The following is an 18,200-nucleotide window of genomic DNA, read 5'->3' as shown; positions in this document are numbered from 1 at the left end:
CACCTTTCCCTCACGGTACTGGTTCACTATCGGTCACTAGGGAGTATTTAGCCTTGGGAGATGGTCCTCCCGGATTCCGACGGAATTCCACGTGTTCCGCCGTACTCAGGATACACTCCGGAGGAAATTCTTTTTCGATTACAGGGCTGTTACCCTCTTTGGCTGACCTTTCCAGGTCGATTCATCTAAAGAATTTCTTTGTCACTCCAATGGAATGTCCTACAACCCCAAGAAGCAAGCTTCTTGGTTTGGGCTCTTTCCGTTTCGCTCGCCGCTACTCAGGAAATCGATGTTTCTTTCTCTTCCTCCAGGTACTGAGATGTTTCAGTTCCCCGGGTCTGCCTCACCTATCCTATGTATTCAGATAGATGTACTGTTCCATTACGAACAGTGGGTTCCCCCATTCGGAAATCCTCGGATATAACGTTTACTTACAACTCCCCGAGGCATATCGGTGTTAGTCCCGTCCTTCATCGGCTCCTAGTGCCAAGGCATCCACCGTGCGCCCTTATTCACTTAACTAAAGTTTTTGAATAAGATGGCTGATTACAGAATGTAATCAGTTGTGTCGCTATATCAATAGCTTTTTTGCCTTATTTTTAAAGTTTGATGTCGTTGTTACTCTTATTTAGTTTTCAAGGTACAAGCTTCCTTTGAGAGAATTGCTCTCTCAAAACTGAACCAAACAACCACGTACGAATTCCGTTATATATCCTTAGAAAGGAGGTGATCCAGCCGCACCTTCCGATACGGCTACCTTGTTACGACTTCACCCCAATCATTCGTCCCACCTTCGGCGGCTGGCTCCAAAAGGTTACCTCACCGACTTCGGGTGTTACGAACTCTCGTGGTGTGACGGGCGGTGTGTACAAGACCCGGGAACGTATTCACCGCGGCATGCTGATCCGCGATTACTAGCGATTCCGGCTTCATGCAGGCGAGTTGCAGCCTGCAATCCGAACTGAGAACGGTTTTATGGGATTTGCTGGACCTCGCGGGTTCGCTTCCCTTTGTTCCGTCCATTGTAGCACGTGTGTAGCCCAGGTCATAAGGGGCATGATGATTTGACGTCATCCCCACCTTCCTCCGGTTTGTCACCGGCAGTCACCTTAGAGTGCCCAACTGAATGCTGGCAACTAAGATTAAGGGTTGCGCTCGTTGCGGGACTTAACCCAACATCTCACGACACGAGCTGACGACAACCATGCACCACCTGTCACTTTGTCCCCGAAGGGAAAACTCTATCTCTAGAGTGGTCAAAGGATGTCAAGACCTGGTAAGGTTCTTCGCGTTGCTTCGAATTAAACCACATGCTCCACCGCTTGTGCGGGTCCCCGTCAATTCTTTTGAGTTTCAGCCTTGCGGCCGTACTCCCCAGGCGGAGTGCTTAATGCGTTAACTTCAGCACTAAGGGGCGGAAACCCCCTAACACCTAGCACTCATCGTTTACGGCGTGGACTACCAGGGTATCTAATCCTGTTCGCTCCCCACGCTTTCGCTCCTCAGCGTCAGTTACAGACCAGAGAGTCGCCTTCGCCACTGGTGTTCCTCCACATCTCTACGCATTTCACCGCTACACGTGGAATTCCACTCTCCTCTTCTGCACTCAAGTCCTCCAGTTTCCAATGCACGTTTGCGGTTGAGCCGCAAGATTTCACATCAGACTTAAAGAACCGCCTGCGAGCGCTTTACGCCCAATAATTCCGGACAACGCTTGCCACCTACGTATTACCGCGGCTGCTGGCACGTAGTTAGCCGTGGCTTTCTGGTCAGGTACCGTCAAGGTACGATCAGTTACTATCATACTTGTTCTTCCCTGACAACAGAGTTTTACGATCCGAAAACCTTCATCACTCACGCGGCGTTGCTCCGTCAGACTTTCGTCCATTGCGGAAGATTCCCTACTGCTGCCTCCCGTAGGAGTCTGGGCCGTGTCTCAGTCCCAGTGTGGCCGATCACCCTCTCAGGTCGGCTACGCATCGTCGCCTTGGTGAGCCGTTACCTCACCAACTAGCTAATGCGCCGCAGGCCCATCTGTAAGTGACAGCAAAAGCCGCCTTTCAACTTTCCATCAGGTGATAGAAAGTGTTATCCGGTATTAGCTCGCGTTTCCGCGAGTTATCCCAGTCTTACAGGCAGGTTGCCTACGTGTTACTCACCCGTCCGCCGCTCGTTCCACGAACTTCCCTCCGAAGAGTTCCGTTCGCTTCCCGCGCTCGACTTGCATGTATTAGGCACGCCGCCAGCGTTCGTCCTGAGCCAAGATCAAACTCTCCATAAAAGTGTTTGAAACTTTAGCTTTCAGAAGTCAACTTCTGACTTATTTTTTAAGAAAAACGAGGTGTTTTTCTTCTTTCGTACTGGTTGTTTTGTTCAGTTTTCAAAGAGCAATTTGTTTGTCGCTGTTTCAAATTGGCGACTTTATTAATTTATCACATCTGCAATTCGATGTCAACAACTTTTTAAATTCATGTTAGCTGAACGATCGCTCGAATTAGCAACGAGATTAAATTTACCATGCTGAAAATAGAAAGTCAACGATTATTTTAAAATATATCCAAATTAAATTAAATAAAATAACTTAATACTATGAATCAGTAATTCTATCAAATAGCATATAACGCAACAAAATGCTGATACGCCAGTCTTTCAGTGGTAGTAACTTATATTTAAAACGTTAGATAAATAATAGTTAGTCAAAAACAATTTCGAACGAAACTTTCTTTCTCCAATTCTATTCGAGCTCTTCTTTGATTTAAAAGTAGGTGCCCGATTCTGCTTTTTGTAATAACGAGTATAAGAATCATGCACATTTTCAACGGCTTTTTAGAGGCTAATACAATCAGCTTCTTTGAGGATGGGATAATGAACTCCCGAACCGTTTTATTCGACGCACAGTCATAAAAAAACTGGCCTTTCAATTATATTGAAGGGGCTGGCCGTTTTGCAATATCTCATTCCTTATTATTTTTAATTATTTCACTCAATTGAAATATTCCCTTTTCAATTTCATCCAGCGAAGCAAATCCATAGGACAGTCGTACAAATTGCCCTGCTTTTTCCTTATAAATACTTCCTGGATTGATGAGAATCCCTTTGGATAATGCTTTTCCAAATAACTTTTTCACTTTAAAAGCAGGATTTATTTTCACCCATATAAAGAAGCTTCCTTTTGGAGCATCCCAAGTGGCGACAGAACCTAAATATTTTTCTAATGTCTCTAAAGCTCTTTGCCGGCGAATCCTCAGTTGTTTCCGGACATTTTCGATATGACGTTCATACAAACTGCTGGATAACCATTTCTCTGCTACAAGCTGAGATAATGTACTTGACCCATAATCTAACTGCATTTTCAAGTCTGCTAACCGGTCAATAACAGGCTCTGGGCCGACCAGCCAGCCAATGCGTAATCCAGGACTTAATGTTTTTGATAAACTTCCAATATATAAAACATTGCCATGACGATCTTTGGCTTTTAATGGTTCTGGAGGTGCGTTGTCAATCCATAAATCACGATACACATCATCTTCAATAACAGGAATCTGTTCTCTAATGCAGTATTCCATTAATTCTTCTCTTCTTCTGTCCTCCATTAAGATACCTGTTGGGTTATGAAAAGAAGGTATGGTATATAAAATGTTTCTGCCCGTTTCCTTGGTTTGGTAAATAGAATCAACCTTAACGCCCTTATTATCCATCGGCAATCCCTCCAGGTCCATACCGGCTGACTGAAAAACAGATAACGAATAGAGGTAAGAAGGTTCTTCCAAGAATACCGTTGATTTATTCTTTAAAAGGCCAATGGAGATAAGATAGAGGGCTTGAAGCGCTCCAGAAACCACTAAAATGGATGACGGTGACACATCGATACCTCTTTCTTTCAGATAATTACTAATAGCCTCTCGAAGCTTTATATTCCCTTTTGGCTCTTCATACCCGAACGGATCCAATTGTTTCGAAACTTTTTGGATGATATCCTGCATTTCTTCTAAAGGGAATAATGCTGGTGATAATTCCCCTTTACTTAATTGAATGAAACGATTATCTGATTCCGCTTCATTAATTTCTTGTACTGTAGATACACTAGCTTTATGGATACCCTGCGTAACATTTCCATTCCAGTTTATTGAAAGATGATCTCCCATCAATGTCCATGTGTTATTGGTAACAACAGTCCCTTTTCCTGCTCTTCCTTCTATTAATCCATCTGCCATTAATTCCTCTAACGCTATGATCACCGTACTTCGATTGACTCCAAACATTCTTGCCAAATGACGCTGGCTCGGTATTCGGCTTCCAATAGCCCACTCTCCTTTTGAAATTTTCTCTTTTATAAAATCAATAATGATTTGATATTTGGGCTTTTTCATAAGTACTCCTTTTCCAATCCTATTTAAACTGGTTGGATTTTTTCTATTTAAGCTGTTGCAGACATTCTAACACACTCATATTACTATAGGAAACAACGTTCGAAACTGGTTGTACTTAAAATAAATGAGGTGTACTTATGATAAAATCTTTCCATGTAAAAATCGCTTTTGCTCATTTGGTAACCATTATTTTATGGGCATCTGCATTTCCCGGAATCCGAGCTGCTCTGACTGCTTACTCCCCAGAGCATATATCCCTTTTACGATTATTAGTTGGATCATTGACACTAATCCTTGCAGCATTTATCAAAAGAATTCGTTTGCCGGAAATCAAAGATATACCCATTATTTTATTATTAGGTTTTCTGGGGTTCTCCGTCTATCAAACAGCACTAAATTATGGGGAACAAACGGTTAGTGCAGGGATTGCAAGTTTATTGGTCTCTACAACACCTATATTCGCTGCTTTCTTGGCTTTATTATTTTTCCGTGAAAGATTTGGCCTGTGGGGATGGATAGGCTCCTTTATCAGTTTTTGCGGGGTAGCTTTTATTGCTTTCGGTGACTCCGCCGGCAGCTTTTCATTTAACGCTGGCATTATCCTTATTTTAATCGCATCCCTTTCAGAAAGTATTTACTTTGTTTTTCAAAATGCTTACTTAAAAAAATATGGTTTTTTCGCATTCACGATATATACGATTTGGGCAGGCACGCTTTTCATGTTGATTTTTATGCCTGGACTTGGAGAGGCAATCATGAACGCGCCAATGGACGCAACACTGGCAGTGGTTTATCTGGGAATTTTTCCAACGGTTATTCCCTACTTCACTTTGGCCTACGTTACGTCCAAAACCGGGGCTTCCGAGGCAACGAGTTCGCTTTATTTAACACCAGTGTTTGCTTTCCTTATTGCATGGGTTTGGTTGAATGAGATTCCTCATTTCCTTGCAATCGCGGGAGGCATGATTACTTTATTAGGGGTGTTTATGTCAAATATAAAGAGAGAGGATGAGTTACAGGTTAGCCAGACATCGTTAAAAAATTTATAAAAGCACAAAGAGAGAACCGGAGCTAAACTCAAGTAAACAAGTTTAGCTCCGATTCTCTCTATTTATTTACAGCCATCCCTCTTGTAAACTCAGACAATGATATAGCGATAAAATCAATGGAGGAATAGCGCCTTATCGATTAGACGGAATTATCTTTTTTCAGACATAGGATATAAAGGATATTCCCATTGGTGCGTACATTCTTCCAGCATATAATATCCGCGTTCCTTGTTTGGCACAATACGCGAGCATTGCTGTGTCGGAATGGCTCCAGCCTCATTCTCATTGGCTATGTCAATCCACTCTTGATTTGCAGCCGCATCATACCGTACTGTTAATGTATTTCCATTCACGGTGATGGTTTGTCCGTCCTCTTTCTTTTCAGCATTATCCATAAACTGCTCTATCGCTTCCTCCAGGTTTGCCGTCTCGTCTGTTTCAGATGAAGGTTGTGTAGAATCTAAATAAACATCCTCCGTCCCTTTCCAAGTATGGAAACGAATAGCATTTGCTGTTAACCATTCTTCATTTCCTAACCCCAAAGCATTTTCAGCATTGAAGCTTTCAGACGGATAGTCCCTGCGTCGAGCAACTATGCTAATGGATTGGTCATCCAGTTGTTTGCCGATAAAGCCAAATTTCGTCTTGTAAAAATTATAAGAATAGGTTGTCTCCCCAAGGGTAAAGCTGCGATGCTCGATTACCAGCGACTGCTGATCGTATGGTGAATCGATTTTTGTGTAACTATATTCCATCAACAAAACCATGAAGCCATGAAACAATATGATTGGTATAAAAAGAATAAGCCCGGCAATTGTCCATACTTTAGGAAGGCTTGAACGAATAGGGAGCTTTGCGCGAAAACCGATCACAGTAAGAACTACCAGGTTTATAACCATTGGGATAACATATCCGGTTGGTTTTAAAAAAAGAAAATAATAATCGGTGCCATGCATCATGATAAGAACCAAATCCATGATTCCTAAAACAAGGAGCGCCCATTTAGTTTTTGTCATAAAATTCCCCGTTCTTATTCATTTCTTGTGAAATGGTTTCTTTTTTAACCCATTCGCCTTTATCAAAAGATTCTACTGAAACCAATACCCATTTCGCTTATTACGTGATTAATTTAAGCCCGATTACAGAGCATAAAACCATGGCGATAAAAACCATACGCTTCCAGTCTTTTGATTCTCCATAAAATATCATACCGATAAGTGCGCCGCCGACAACACCAATCCCTGTCCAAATGGCGTAGCCTGTTCCCATAGGAATGAATTGTAAGGAATAACTCAGTAAAGCAAGACTTGAACCAAACCCTAAAATAAGTAGAATGACTGTTTGCCAATTCCGTTTTACAGAGAGCTGATTAATCATGGCAACACCAAATGTCTCCAGTAAGCCTGCGATAATTAAAGTAAACCAAGCCATCAGGATTCAGCTCCTTTCTCTGCCTTATCTGGTGTGACCAATTTCAAACCCATCACTCCAGCTAATAATGTTGCTATAAGAATTACTTTTTCCCATTTAAACGCTTCTCCAAAGAAAAGAAATCCTGCAATAACAGTACCTGCTGTCCCTAACCCTACAAAAATAGCATAAACCGTTCCTGCCGGCAGTACTTGTGCCGCTGTAATCATTAAATAATTACTAACAATAATACATATAACTGTGCCAGTCCATGTCCAAAAATCATATGCATGCGTTAAACCAATCACCCAAAAAATTTCCAAAAAAGCTGCAACGAATACTTTCATCCAATTTCGATTCACTGCAAACACCTCCACTTTTATTATTTCCAAAAAACGAATTAAAAAAAGCCCTGAGAGGCAACTGTACATACAGCTTCTCCCGGGCTTTTATCCCTCCGTGACACAGTAATTCACTGTGTGTTTTCTCTCGGACCAGACCAGCATTCGATGTGCGGAACCCTAGAAAACATTTTTTCAACGTAATTTCTTATCATAATAGACGTTTTTTCTTTTCTGCCATAAAAGCTTTCATCTAAAAAACCATATCAAAAAGAAGAAATTGATGCAACATTTTTACATACGTCAACTCTCCCCATCAACAAAGCGTAGCATCCCTCTTTTACTAAATGATAGTTATAGGCTAACTGAAAACATAACGAAATAGCACAAGCACTCATGCTCAAAAGGGAAAGCACAGCCCAATTCTTTGGATTATTTTTATCATATCTTGTGAGATTAATAACGGGAAGTATCCACGCAACAAGTCCAAGCAGAAGACTGCCTATATTAAGTAAACCAATCATAGCTGATTCCTCTTTTTATTTTTTAAATGGAAGCCGGGTACTTTCGTCTTGATAGATGGAATAAGTCCACTCGCCATTTTATTACTTCATGTAGAAAGCATTGATAATCTTTTATTCATAACCGCCCTTGGCCCCAGGCAGCGCTTTATACGCATCCTTTTCTCTAACGATGCTAAATGCCTACTCACGTAATTCGATAAATTCCTTTGTATCTTCGGTCGGGTCACAGTAAGCTCCAGAAACAGAATGTGTTATTGTTTCTCCGTTGACGCTAATTTCCCACGCATCCTCTTCATGTGGTTCCACACTGCAAATCGTTCCGTCGACGGGTTCTGGAGTAAACTCTTTTGGTTCTTTTATATTGATTTCTTTCATTTTTTCATAAATTTGGTTCATTTCTTCCTCTGTTAAGCTGATTTCTGCAGTTGCTGTACCATTTTCTATTAAATCCTTCGTCACTGTGCCTTCGAAAGTGTTAATTTCATTATTTTTGCCCACGCCAAACTGTATGGAAAAATCAAAGTCATCCGGCATACTTTCCGGCATATTGGCAACCGAATCAACGGAAGCCGTTTCAGGTTCGGGTTCATTCGTTTCCGGTTGACTGCACGCATATAGTGAAAGCATAAGCAGCATAAAAAGGAATAACTTTTTCATTAGATATACCCGCCTTTACTAAAGAATAGTATAGTATGCTCACTTATTTCAGTTCCAAAGCAATATTTCCCAAAGCTCCCGATCTTCTATGACTAAGTCATACGGATTTTTTATGTCCAGCCAATGAATACTCCTCTTTTTAAAAAGAGCTAAATCTTCTTCGCCATTCCAAGATGTAAAATACTCAACAACTTGACTATTTTGAATTGCTTCGTCCATATAATTGTATAGTATAGTTAAACATTTCTCTTCTTCTGCAGTTCCTTTAATTTGATTGTTCAAAGGAATTTGATTAGCATATGCGGCTGCTTGATGCTTGTATGAAAAATGAGAACTATACGAAAACCTGCGTTTAATTGTGCTATCATAATTATTTTCAAAGAATAAATGTGTATAATCTAATTCCGTTCTAAAGATATTCGGTTGTTTTGGCGAAACAGGATTGGAACCAAAGGAACCTTTAGGTAATTTCATCGGGGAAGCAATATATATATACTGGGTCATCAGCATTTCCCTCCTCTGATAAAGCCTTATTAAATAATCTTGGCTCATTGAAGTAAAGTCATTTAATTAATAATAGCCTATCAAAGATATAGATTAATAATCTGACATTTTAATATCCTTATTCGAACATTCACTGCAAATCACAGGAACGTTCTCCCACTCAAAACTTTTTCTAGGCATTGTTTGCGTCTTCAAATGGCTGGGAGGGAAATTTCACTTTATCCAGCACTTTTCACCTGTTTCTATGATTTTATCGCAATGATCACAATGGAATTTTTTATCTTTATTATTATACATAATGAAGCCGCTCCTCTCTATGGCGTCCTTTGGTTAAGAAAAATGATCCGCATTTATTTTCATCCTTTAGAAACTCCAAGGTGCTTCTATTGGTGTCTTGCTTAGAAGTCTTCCTGCGTATTATCGTATTCATTGCATTCGCTTCTCAACAAATAACAAAATTAATGTTGCTATCGGGCCTAATACAAGGGAAAGCAAGAATCAATTTAACCCTGTCCGATTCTTTCCCTGTGCAAGTCCGGCATTTATCAATGCCAGTGTGCCCCATCCTACAAAATATTGGTTATCCATCATTGATCCTCCCCTCTAAAATAATCAGCACATCAGCTGCCAACAACACACCACACTTTATTATTGTCATCACGTTCTCCTAAAATCCTATTAATGCATCCCATCCTATGACGGCCTCTTTCCCTCTATGTTAACTGTAGTCATGCTTTGCCTGTCAACTTCATAAGAAGCTGTCCAAGTACCTGATTCACTCCCCTTTTTCCAGTGTTCTGTAAAGGTGACAATATACGTTTCATCCCAATTTCTTCTGCATCCGTTTCTTTTGTAATATGATAACCTTCCACTGTGCCTTTCCATTGTCCAATATTGTCGGGGAAATCATCTGTTAACGTTCCTTCACCAGAAGTTGCAAAATCAACCGCATCTTCTTTGGTAAATGGGGGCATAGGCGGAGAGGTTACTTCTAAATAGCCCCAGCTTATTCCAAGGCAAGCGATTGGGATAATCCAGAACGGTTTAACGCTCTTTTTCTTCCTCTTTCTTCTTTCTAACCACTTATCAAACATCCCATAGATGATGGCGGCTGGCATTCCGTATAAGGCAGCCATTCCATCTTGAAAGATGATGCCGTTAGCCAGCCCGAAAAAGCCGAGAATCAACACATACAGCCAGTCATGTTGACGAAACCATTTCCTTTGCAAATATGCTACTGCTACCGCTACCAGGTTTCCATAAATCAGGATAATCATCCCAATATACAGGGCATAAACGGTAAACCAGCCCATGAATTGATTTCCGCGATGGTATGCAGAGTCAAATCCATTCATAAAATGGATAACAACAAACCATGTTGATAGAAAGATGGTGGTCACAAAGGTTGCGCTTAGCTTTCTTAAAAAGAGGCTTTCTGAATTATTTTCCATATGTATTTACTCCTGACGCTTCGTAATTCATTTGAGTTTCACACTGTAAAACCGCATTGCTTTAGGAACACCTTTTATTTCAAAAACACCCTTCAAAATTAAATGTTTTACTCTGTACTCCACATACACATCATTAATATATTGGTCTAAGCAGCCAATAACCTCGCCAATAAGACGTGCTGATAGGATGAATTCCGTATTCTCTTGCTTCTGATGCAGCATTTTTGCTTTGTTGATTATCAAGTCGTCATAATAGCTTTCATCTACACTTTTTATATCTCTATTTTCCCATATCCTCAGAGCTTCTTGTGTATCAGCTAATGCTTGCCATTTCTGCTCGAATTTTTCCCGCTGCTCTTTGCTTAAAGCAGGTGTCCTGCTATTTTCATAAATCAACTGCAGCTTTTCAGACATGATTTCCCCGGTGTGCAACGGATAATTATCCCTTTCTGGAATATTGAATTGTTTTTTATACTGTTTCGTTGTGTTTATAGCGGTTATATCATTCCTTTTATCTCTCAATAAATACAGAACATAGCTTAAAGCAGTCTGTTCATGAGCGTTTTCCCCAGTCCAAATGATAATAGACGCCGTTTTAGGGATAGCACTTATCATGGAGAGTGTACGATTGAAATGATGTCGGTATTCATCTAGACAATCATCATCCAGAATAAGATGATTTTTTAGCCATTCCTCCCTGTAGTCAAGTCCCGCTTGATCATGCAATTGCCAAATCGGGCCGATTGAAAAGGCATCTGAAAAGGAGATAACCATTTCTTCATCTTGTAATCCCATTTCTTTTAATGCCCATTTCAAGCTTCCAGCCGCGGAATCATCAAAGAGAATATGAACAACTTTATCATTGGTACTATTTTTTATATTTGTTTGATCTCTTTTGACATTCAAAAAATCATGGTATGTTTTCTTCAAGTCTGCTACAAACTGCTCCTCCGTATATTGGTCTGATTCTTCAAGCATATGGATTCGAAAAAAGTTTTGAAATAAAAGGGACCTCACTTCCTCTTCCGCAGCATGATTAAGGGTTCTTTTTAATTCATCCATCATTGTCCCGTCCCCCTTTATAGGTTTTATTACGATAGCGCCTATTAGCTCTTAATTAAACGAAACTGCTCGATCACATAAGAATTTTTTTATAATCCTCCATCATTTATTTCAACTATCTCCATAAATTCACGTTACACGAAATTACTTATTGATGTAAATACTTATTAAGAGATAACCTCATACTCCCTTTTCTAACTAATAAAAAATCTTTATATAACGGATCTGTTTCTATCAATATCAGTGCCTATTTTGCTTGTCTTTTTTGAACCAGCAAAAATTACCCGGCATGCTTTATCCGAGCATACCGGGTAATTTTCTACTATATGTTCAAAAAGCAGCCAACGGTTATTACTCATCTCTTTTCAATAAAACTTCTCCCGATAATTCGCCAGAGCAAGCAACGGAAACAAATATTCATAGCTATGGTAGTGAATATAAAATCCTCCAGGAAGCCCCTGCCCCTTCGGATAGGCTGTTGTCCAATCCGCTTTCACCGACGCATCCAGCAAATACGCAATACCCCGCTTGATTTCTGGTGTTGCTTTTCCTTCTGCAGCAATCAGCGCATCTAATGCCCAGGCGGTATGTGTACGAGTGCTTTCCTTGAGCGGGACATATTTTTTCTCTATATCGCTTTTGCACGACTCTCCCCAGCCGCCGTCCTGATTTTGAATGGCGTATAACCATTGGATCGCTTTTTGAACCTGCGGATGGTTGCTGCGTGTTTTAACCGCTGCTAACCCTGTAATCGCTGACCAGGTTCCGTAGATATAACAAATCCCCCATCTGCCATACCAGGATCCATCCTTTTCCTGATTTTGCAGAAGCCACTTTACGCCACGTTTTATAAAGGGCTGATACGTATCTGTATGCGTGTCATTTCCGAAGAATTCCAATGTCCTCCCAGTTAAATCAGCCGTTGATGGATCCAGCAACATCGATCCTCCCCCTTCAATCGGCAGCCAGGAAAGCAATGTATTATCTACATTCTTCTCAAAGGCCGGCCAGCCGCCATCATCATTCTGCATGGAGACTGCCCACTGAATTCCGCGGTCCCAGGCTTGTCGATAGACGGGGGTGTTACGGGCAAAGGAACGAATAGACCTCAACGCAGCTGTTGTATCGTCCAGATCAGGATTGAACGTATTGATATGAGAGAACCCCCATCCGCCCGGTGTCACATCTTGGTTATGGATGCTCCAATCGCCGTACTTCATCTGTTGTCTCCCAAGTAAATACTGATTTGCCTTCTTAATTACCGTGGCAGAGGAGGGTACACCAGCCTTTTGCAAAGCATGGCTGATCAAAGCCGTATTCCAGACGTTTGCCGTCGTATACTGCATGTGCGTTTGTTTTCCAATACTGGTTTGAAAAGCTTTTAGTCCCTCTACTGCCTTGATAATAATCGGATCCTTTTTCGAATAGCCTCTGGCCATCAGAGCAAATATCATCAAAAACGTTGCACTGAAATAGCTGTAAAATGTCCCGTCTGATTCCCTTCGATTCAGCATATACTCCTCCGCACGCTGCAAGGCTAATTCATGGAGCTGTTCCGGGTTCCCTATCAGGCTGCTAATTCCTCGTTGAAAAGGGGTTTGAAAGGAGCGCCAATCGTTTAACTCCGCTTCCCAATCGCCGTCATCTCCCCGTTGTAAAAATAGATCGGACAAATCAGGCGAACGCTTTGTCTTCCGGCTGAATTTATAATCTGCAGTAATTAATATAGGAACCAAATTGGACCGTGCATATAATGATAAGTCAAATAGATTAAGTGGAAAAGAAACCGGAAAAAGAATGAATTTAACCGGAACAGGAAGATAGCGCGGCCACTTGTACTGCCCTGTCAGAGCTAACATAACCTTTGCAAACATATTGATTTCTTTTAAGCCGCCATGCCGCTGGATAAACCTTGTTGCCAGACGAATCTCCCGGTCCTCCTTTTTTCGGTGACCGGAGTAAAGGAGCGCATAACAAGCCTCCACCGTTGCCGTGAGGTTCCCTTCCTCTTCATCGTGGAATATTTTCCAGGCACCATTCTTCCCTTGTTTACGAAGGATTCTGCTTACCAGCGCATCGATAAGATTCTCATCATCCATTTCCAATGTACGTAAGAGAATAATCATATAACAATCTGTGGAAATCCCCGTTTCAAAGGGATACGCCCAGGAACCATCATGCTTTTGTTCTTTTGTAAGCCTGTCAACCAGACGATTTATCTCTACATCTACCTTTTCCTTCATTAGAAAACCTCTCTTATAAGAACCATTTTTCCTATACATATGACACACCGTGTAAGCATATTCCTTAGAGAAGGAGGAGACTGGATGACAATTGGCTGTTTCAAAAAAAGGAAAGTGTATGATAAGTCTGCTCTTGAAATAAAAAAAGAACTAAAGAATAAAAGACATCAAAAAGCAAACGGCCTATCCGTATCCATGCTTCCTAAACGAGAGCAGGTATTCATTCAACGCATTCATCAAATGACAACTAAATGGAATAAAAATAATGTCACCCGGACACAAGCCTACTTCGATTTTTATTTGCAGCATCCAGAAATTCATTGGGCTTTATTAGGACATATGGTATCACGCAACGGCGGCTGGAGCATGACCGATTTGAAAGGTGACCTCCTATCGCGTTTGTTATCTGAAAAAGAACAAAAAAACTTCTATTTATTTTTAGAACGGGGCAATTGGTTAATATTTCAGGATGTTTATCCGCAATTATTGCTGTATCAGCAAAGTGTAAGAATGCATCAAAATCTTTTTCACCTTCTTCCTTTCTTGAATGTCTCTAGATTTATGGAAGTGGTATGGAATCATTTTTGGAAGCATGGTGACCGTTATCTATTAGCCATCGCAACCATTATTAATGAACAAAGCTATTTAGAAAAAAGAGTGGTACATCATCCTCATTTTAAAGAAACGGTATTAGATACATTGGGTTTTAAGCTGTATGATTTTTTACGCTTCAATCATGTTATTTTCCCGCATTATCAACTTGGAAAAATAGAAAAGAAGCCCGCATTAATCGGTGATACCCTGCACCATTTCGGCTCTCTCCATGAGCGGATTATGCTGGGGAAACGTTTATATGCCATCCTTTTTCAACAGAAATCTGTCTTAAAAGATGTTCTGTTATGGGCAGAGAAGCATCCGCATACAGGCTCCCGAGCCGATTATTGGAAGGATTTGTTTCATTCTGTGAATGAATCTGCACCGGGTACGGTCTATCGGCGAAGAACAAGGCATTGTGAACGCAGAAAAGGAGCTCTCCGAATCTATAGCCCTCCATTGAAATATGCTTGGAAAAACGTTAACCACTCTCCGGCTGAAAAAGGAGACTGGTTTGACGATGTAAGTGTGATTGATTATTTCGTAGAAGAAGAAAAAAATACAGGTGGGGAAATTCATGAAAAATACTGCAAAGCAATGGAAAAAATCGAGCTTATCATCATTGCAAAAAAGGCGATTTTCCTCAGACAGGAATAAAGAACAGCAGGCGTATGTCATCGCAGCTCTCTTTTCTTCCATCGTGGGGACCTACTTAGATTTATTTTTTGTCGGCATCGGCATGTATCACTTTCCTGTGCGGCTTTTTCCAGAAATATTTACAGTCAATATTGCCTTTACACTGCTGATTCTTCCTGTTTCCGTCATTTTATTTTTGTATCTGGCCAATCGGATGAGGATTCTTCCGCGGTGCATAATGATCCTTACGATTAGTACAGCGGTCATTTTTATCGAAAAAACCGCTGAACAGCTGGGGTGGTTTATGCCTCATCCAGATTGGAATCATGCCTATTCTTTTGTCGGGTATATGCTGTTCTTTATTATAGTTTGGAGGATTTTTCGGTATTTTCAGGGGAAAATTTGAAAAGCTGGTATTTACTCATCCTCCTTATCATAAAAATGAGGAGGAGGTGGCGTGATGCGAAATCGAAAAATTTCTATATTGCTGTTAGCAGCTACATATGTTGGAACGGTTATTGGGGCAGGTTTTTCTTCAGGGAAAGAAATTGTTACGTTTTTTAGTGTCTATGGAGCTTTAGGGACCATCGGCATTGCAATCAGCGGAATTTTGTTTATTCTGGTTGGAACCAAAATAATGATTATATCAGCCCGAATTGGGGCCTATTCTTATCAGGATTTAAATGAATACCTCTTCGGAAGAAAGATTGCCAAAGTGATTAATCTTTTTATCTTTTTCGTCGTTATCGGCGTTACTTCCGTCATGCTCTCCGGGGCTGGCGCTGTATTTCATGAACAGCTCGGTCTTCCATTTCAATTGGGAGTGATCCTGACACTCATTCTCTCTTATATCGTTGTCATGAAAGGGCTAAACGGATTATTTGCCATCAACTCCTACATTGTGCCATTAATGCTTCTTTTCGTCCTGTTTGTAGCAGGCTCTATCGCGGGTGAGTATCCGCATCTGCTGGCAGAAAAACTCCTCCCTGTTCAGTTAGCGGACAACCTTTCTTGGGCAGGATCCCCTTTTGCCTATGCAGCATTTAACCTGATGACAGCACAGGTTGTTCTTGTACCATTGGGAAAGGAAATTCAGGATGAGCATGTCTTACGTTGGGGCGGATTTTTGGGTGGACTGGCTTTATTTTTCATCCTGTTATGGATTCATTTTTCATTGTCCGTATTTCCGGAAACATTTCCTTATGAAATACCAATGGCCGAGATTGTCCAACATTTCGGAGCCCTTATTCACATCCTGTTTTTAGTCGTTATTTACGGCGAGATTTTCAATACAGTGGTCGGGAATGTATTTGGAATCACACGTCAGCTGCAGTCGGCATTTCGTCTTCGTTATCAGCATGCTGTCCTGATAATCCTGTTTGTTGTCTTTTTAATCAGTCAGGTGGGATATGGGAAATTACTGTCGGTCTTGTATCCGCTGTTTGGTTATCTGGGGTTGTTCTTTCTGTTGTGGTTATTGATTAAAAGAATGCCTGGGAAATAGGTGGGGATAAAAGAGATGTTTTTGATTGGGGACTAAATAACAAAAGCAGCGATACTCTCTGTTGTTTGGTTCTGTTCGCTTTTATTCATGCAGAAATAATCTTCATTTCTTTACGAGCGAGCCTCCATGCTTATTCTATTTATATTTACCAAGAATCGACTGAATTTATAATTTGACATATCTGGAAAAATAGATACAATGGGGCGTACGGAACCTATTGATGTATTTAAAGCATTATCTAACGAATTCGGCTTCACATCTTACAGTTGTTAAAAGAACAAGAAGCTCATTTGCCGAAATCCGTTTGCTGAATATTTTAGAACAGAGATTGAAATAGATTCTCTTTTCTTTTTAGTTTATATATCGGTAATCCTAGATATATAGATATATAGTTATTCAGGTAAGAAATAAGTTCAGTTTAGATCGATACCCGCTTTTATATTTTTGTGTCAAATTATAAAATTGCCGGATCAGAGTTTAAGAAATAACCAAAAAAACAATAGAATTGTTTTTAAATGAAAGTTTATTGGAGGTATTATCGTAATGGATAAGAAGTTTGAACCACTATTTGAAAAAGTAACGTTACCCAACAAAATAGAGTTAAGGAATAAGTTTGTCTTGGCCCCGCTCACTCATGCGTCTTCAAACGACGATGGAACAATTTCTGATGCGGAAATAAATTATATCAAAAAACGTTCTAAAGATGTCGGATTGGCTATTTCTGCAGCTAGTAATGTGGCCGATATAGGAAAGGCATTTCCTGGTCAACCTTCCGTTGCACATGATTCAAACCTGGATGGTTTAAAACGGCTGGCTGAAGCGATGAAACAAAATGGGGCAAGAGCGATTGTACAAATACATCATGGCGGGGCACAGTCAATGCCGTATTTAACACCGAATGGAGATGTAGTGGCTCCAAGTCCTATCACCTTACAAGGTGATGAGACGCACAGTCCCTCCTATGAAAAAGAGGAGCATCATGCCAGAGAAATGACGCAAGAAGAAATTGAACACACCATTAAAGCATTTGGCGAGGCCACACGCAGAGTGATTGAAGCAGGGTTCAATGGTGTAGAAATACACGGTGCAAACCATTATCTCATCCAACAATTTGTTTCACCATATTATAATCGTCGTGATGATGCGTGGGGCGAAAACAGATTAAAATTTCCAATGAAGGTTGTAGATGAGGTTATCAACACGGTGAAAGCTCATGCAGATGAGAATTTCATCGTTGGTTATAGATTTTCACCAGAAGAAGCAGAAACACCAGGTATAACGATGGAAATCACGGAAGAATTGGTGAAAAATTTAATTGAAAAACCTTTAGATTTCTTGCATGTTTCCTTAATGAACGTACACTCTAAAACCCGTGAAGGGAAGTATCAAGGCGAAGAAAGAATTAAATTACTTCACCAATGGGTGGATGGCCGCATGCCATTAATTGGTATTGGTTCCATATTTACTGCTGAAGACGCATTAGAGGCTATCGAATCAGGAAATGTTGACCTAATTGCATTAGGAAGAGAGATTTTATTAGATCATCATTTCATTAACAAAATACAGAATGGTAAAGCAGCCAACATCCTGTCCGAATTCAACCCTGATAGAGAAGATAAACATGATTTACCGCCTAAGCTATGGGAACAAATTAATAAAGGTTTATATCCGCTCCCAAGAACAGATAGCAAATAAGCCTTTCAATGGAATCAAAAAAAATTGAGTAGAGGAAAAAGCTATTTAGCTTTTTCCTCTACTCGATTTCTATTATCATGAATAACTCGAGGTGCAAATTCCATATTTGATATCTTACTTCGTTCCATCTTATCTGCTGTTGGTACTGTTTCTCATTAGG

15 protein-coding genes, 2 rRNA genes and 1 riboswitch (1 of these 18 cut by a window edge) are annotated in these 18,200 nt (G+C 40.5%); of the genes, 5 read left to right on the top strand and 12 right to left on the bottom strand.

The genetic code is table 11. From position 1 onward, the window contains the following. From MKX55_RS01675 to MKX55_RS01665, 3 genes are all read right to left on the bottom strand, one after another. A 23S ribosomal RNA gene (locus MKX55_RS01675) occupies positions 1–522 on the bottom strand (it extends 2,400 nt beyond the left edge of the window). Positions 523–719: 197 nt separating this feature from the next. Then, positions 720–2,281: ribosomal RNA gene (locus tag MKX55_RS01670) — 16S ribosomal RNA — on the bottom strand. Together the 16S and 23S rRNA genes form the textbook arrangement of a ribosomal RNA operon. Positions 2,282–2,954: 673 nt before the next feature. Continuing rightward, positions 2,955–4,370, bottom strand: coding sequence for a PLP-dependent aminotransferase family protein (locus MKX55_RS01665; protein ID WP_339235565.1), 1,416 nt, complete (start codon positions 4,368–4,370; stop codon positions 2,955–2,957). Positions 4,371–4,507: 137 nt separating this feature from the next. On the opposite strand from MKX55_RS01665, the gene MKX55_RS01660 reads away from it, so the two are divergent. After that, entirely contained in the window at positions 4,508–5,419 is a 912-nt protein-coding gene (locus MKX55_RS01660) for a DMT family transporter (RefSeq protein WP_339181722.1), read from the top strand. A gap of 149 nt (positions 5,420–5,568) precedes the next feature. Here MKX55_RS01660 and MKX55_RS01655 read toward each other — a convergent pair whose 3' ends face one another. The 9 genes from MKX55_RS01655 to shc all read right to left on the bottom strand — a co-directional run bounded on the left by MKX55_RS01655 (position 5,569) and on the right by shc (position 13,611). After that, positions 5,569–6,435, bottom strand: a complete 867-nt coding sequence (locus tag MKX55_RS01655; protein ID WP_339181720.1) for a hypothetical protein — start codon at positions 6,433–6,435, stop codon at positions 5,569–5,571. 100 nt (positions 6,436–6,535) lie between these two features. After that, positions 6,536–6,850 carry a multidrug efflux SMR transporter gene (locus tag MKX55_RS01650; protein WP_040979342.1) on the bottom strand — a complete coding sequence of 105 codons (315 nt, stop codon included), beginning with the start codon at positions 6,848–6,850 and terminating at the stop codon, positions 6,536–6,538. Continuing rightward, complete coding sequence (locus MKX55_RS01645; protein WP_042535888.1) at positions 6,850–7,191, bottom strand: multidrug efflux SMR transporter; 342 nt, start codon at positions 7,189–7,191, stop codon at positions 6,850–6,852. Before MKX55_RS01645 ends, MKX55_RS01650 begins: the two co-directional genes overlap by 1 nt. 74 nt (positions 7,192–7,265) lie before the next feature. Next, a riboswitch (guanidine-I (ykkC/yxkD leader) is annotated at positions 7,266–7,365 on the bottom strand. Positions 7,366–7,436: 71 nt separating this feature from the next. Further along, positions 7,437–7,694: a hypothetical protein gene (locus MKX55_RS01640; RefSeq protein ID WP_339235563.1), complete on the bottom strand. Its 258-nt coding sequence runs from the start codon at positions 7,692–7,694 to the stop codon at positions 7,437–7,439. A 180-nt stretch (positions 7,695–7,874) separates the two neighbouring features. Next, positions 7,875–8,351 (bottom strand): hypothetical protein, encoded by a 477-nt coding sequence (locus MKX55_RS01635; RefSeq protein WP_339235561.1) that lies wholly within the window; start codon positions 8,349–8,351, stop codon positions 7,875–7,877. Positions 8,352–8,399: 48 nt separating this feature from the next. Further along, on the bottom strand, positions 8,400–8,855 hold the full coding sequence (locus MKX55_RS01630; protein WP_339235557.1) for a hypothetical protein: 456 nt from the start codon (positions 8,853–8,855) through the stop codon (positions 8,400–8,402). 728 nt (positions 8,856–9,583) lie between these two features. Next, a complete protein-coding gene (locus tag MKX55_RS01625) occupies positions 9,584–10,306 on the bottom strand; it encodes a hypothetical protein (protein ID WP_339235556.1) in 723 nt (240 codons plus the stop codon). Between the two features lie 27 nt (positions 10,307–10,333). Further along, positions 10,334–11,371, bottom strand: a complete 1,038-nt coding sequence (locus tag MKX55_RS01620) for a DUF1835 domain-containing protein (protein WP_339235554.1) — start codon at positions 11,369–11,371, stop codon at positions 10,334–10,336. 362 nt (positions 11,372–11,733) lie between these two features. After that, positions 11,734–13,611 (bottom strand): squalene--hopene cyclase, encoded by a 1,878-nt coding sequence (shc, locus tag MKX55_RS01615; protein WP_339235551.1) that lies wholly within the window; start codon positions 13,609–13,611, stop codon positions 11,734–11,736. Between the two features lie 84 nt (positions 13,612–13,695). On the opposite strand from shc, the gene MKX55_RS01610 reads away from it, so the two are divergent. The 4 genes from MKX55_RS01610 (at position 13,696) to MKX55_RS01595 (ending at position 18,040) form a co-directional block, all read left to right on the top strand. After that, a complete protein-coding gene (locus MKX55_RS01610) occupies positions 13,696–14,862 on the top strand; it encodes a DUF2515 domain-containing protein (protein WP_339235548.1) in 1,167 nt (388 codons plus the stop codon). Further along, a complete protein-coding gene (locus MKX55_RS01605; protein ID WP_339235546.1) occupies positions 14,783–15,247 on the top strand; it encodes a CBO0543 family protein in 465 nt (154 codons plus the stop codon). Before MKX55_RS01610 ends, MKX55_RS01605 begins: the two co-directional genes overlap by 80 nt. A gap of 54 nt (positions 15,248–15,301) precedes the next feature. Continuing rightward, complete coding sequence (locus tag MKX55_RS01600) at positions 15,302–16,345, top strand: hypothetical protein (RefSeq protein ID WP_339235543.1); 1,044 nt, start codon at positions 15,302–15,304, stop codon at positions 16,343–16,345. 543 nt (positions 16,346–16,888) lie between these two features. Beyond that, positions 16,889–18,040, top strand: coding sequence for an NADH-dependent flavin oxidoreductase (locus MKX55_RS01595; protein WP_339235541.1), 1,152 nt, complete (start codon positions 16,889–16,891; stop codon positions 18,038–18,040). The last annotated feature ends 160 nt before the right edge of the window (positions 18,041–18,200 follow it).

This window comes from Oceanobacillus sp. FSL W7-1281 (assembly GCF_037969835.1).
GTDB lineage: Bacteria > Bacillota > Bacilli > Bacillales > Amphibacillaceae > Oceanobacillus > Oceanobacillus oncorhynchi.
Note: the sequence above shows the minus strand (reverse complement) of the source record. Positions and strands in the feature narration are given on the sequence as shown.

Coding starts and splice junctions, on each gene's coding strand:
- MKX55_RS01605 (WP_339235546.1), top strand. CDS start 14,783: ATGAAAAATACTGCAAAGCAATGGAAAAAATCGAGCTTATCATCATTG.
- MKX55_RS01635 (WP_339235561.1), bottom strand. CDS start 8,351: ATGAAAAAGTTATTCCTTTTTATGCTGCTTATGCTTTCACTATATGCG.
- MKX55_RS01660 (WP_339181722.1), top strand. CDS start 4,508: ATGATAAAATCTTTCCATGTAAAAATCGCTTTTGCTCATTTGGTAACC.
- MKX55_RS01625 (WP_339235556.1), bottom strand. CDS start 10,306: ATGGAAAATAATTCAGAAAGCCTCTTTTTAAGAAAGCTAAGCGCAACC.
- MKX55_RS01620 (WP_339235554.1), bottom strand. CDS start 11,371: ATGATGGATGAATTAAAAAGAACCCTTAATCATGCTGCGGAAGAGGAA.
- shc (WP_339235551.1), bottom strand. CDS start 13,611: ATGAAGGAAAAGGTAGATGTAGAGATAAATCGTCTGGTTGACAGGCTT.
- MKX55_RS01610 (WP_339235548.1), top strand. CDS start 13,696: ATGACAATTGGCTGTTTCAAAAAAAGGAAAGTGTATGATAAGTCTGCT.
- MKX55_RS01655 (WP_339181720.1), bottom strand. CDS start 6,435: ATGACAAAAACTAAATGGGCGCTCCTTGTTTTAGGAATCATGGATTTG.
- MKX55_RS01640 (WP_339235563.1), bottom strand. CDS start 7,694: ATGATTGGTTTACTTAATATAGGCAGTCTTCTGCTTGGACTTGTTGCG.
- MKX55_RS01650 (WP_040979342.1), bottom strand. CDS start 6,850: ATGGCTTGGTTTACTTTAATTATCGCAGGCTTACTGGAGACATTTGGT.
- MKX55_RS01595 (WP_339235541.1), top strand. CDS start 16,889: ATGGATAAGAAGTTTGAACCACTATTTGAAAAAGTAACGTTACCCAAC.
- MKX55_RS01630 (WP_339235557.1), bottom strand. CDS start 8,855: ATGACCCAGTATATATATATTGCTTCCCCGATGAAATTACCTAAAGGT.
- MKX55_RS01665 (WP_339235565.1), bottom strand. CDS start 4,370: ATGAAAAAGCCCAAATATCAAATCATTATTGATTTTATAAAAGAGAAA.
- MKX55_RS01600 (WP_339235543.1), top strand. CDS start 15,302: ATGCGAAATCGAAAAATTTCTATATTGCTGTTAGCAGCTACATATGTT.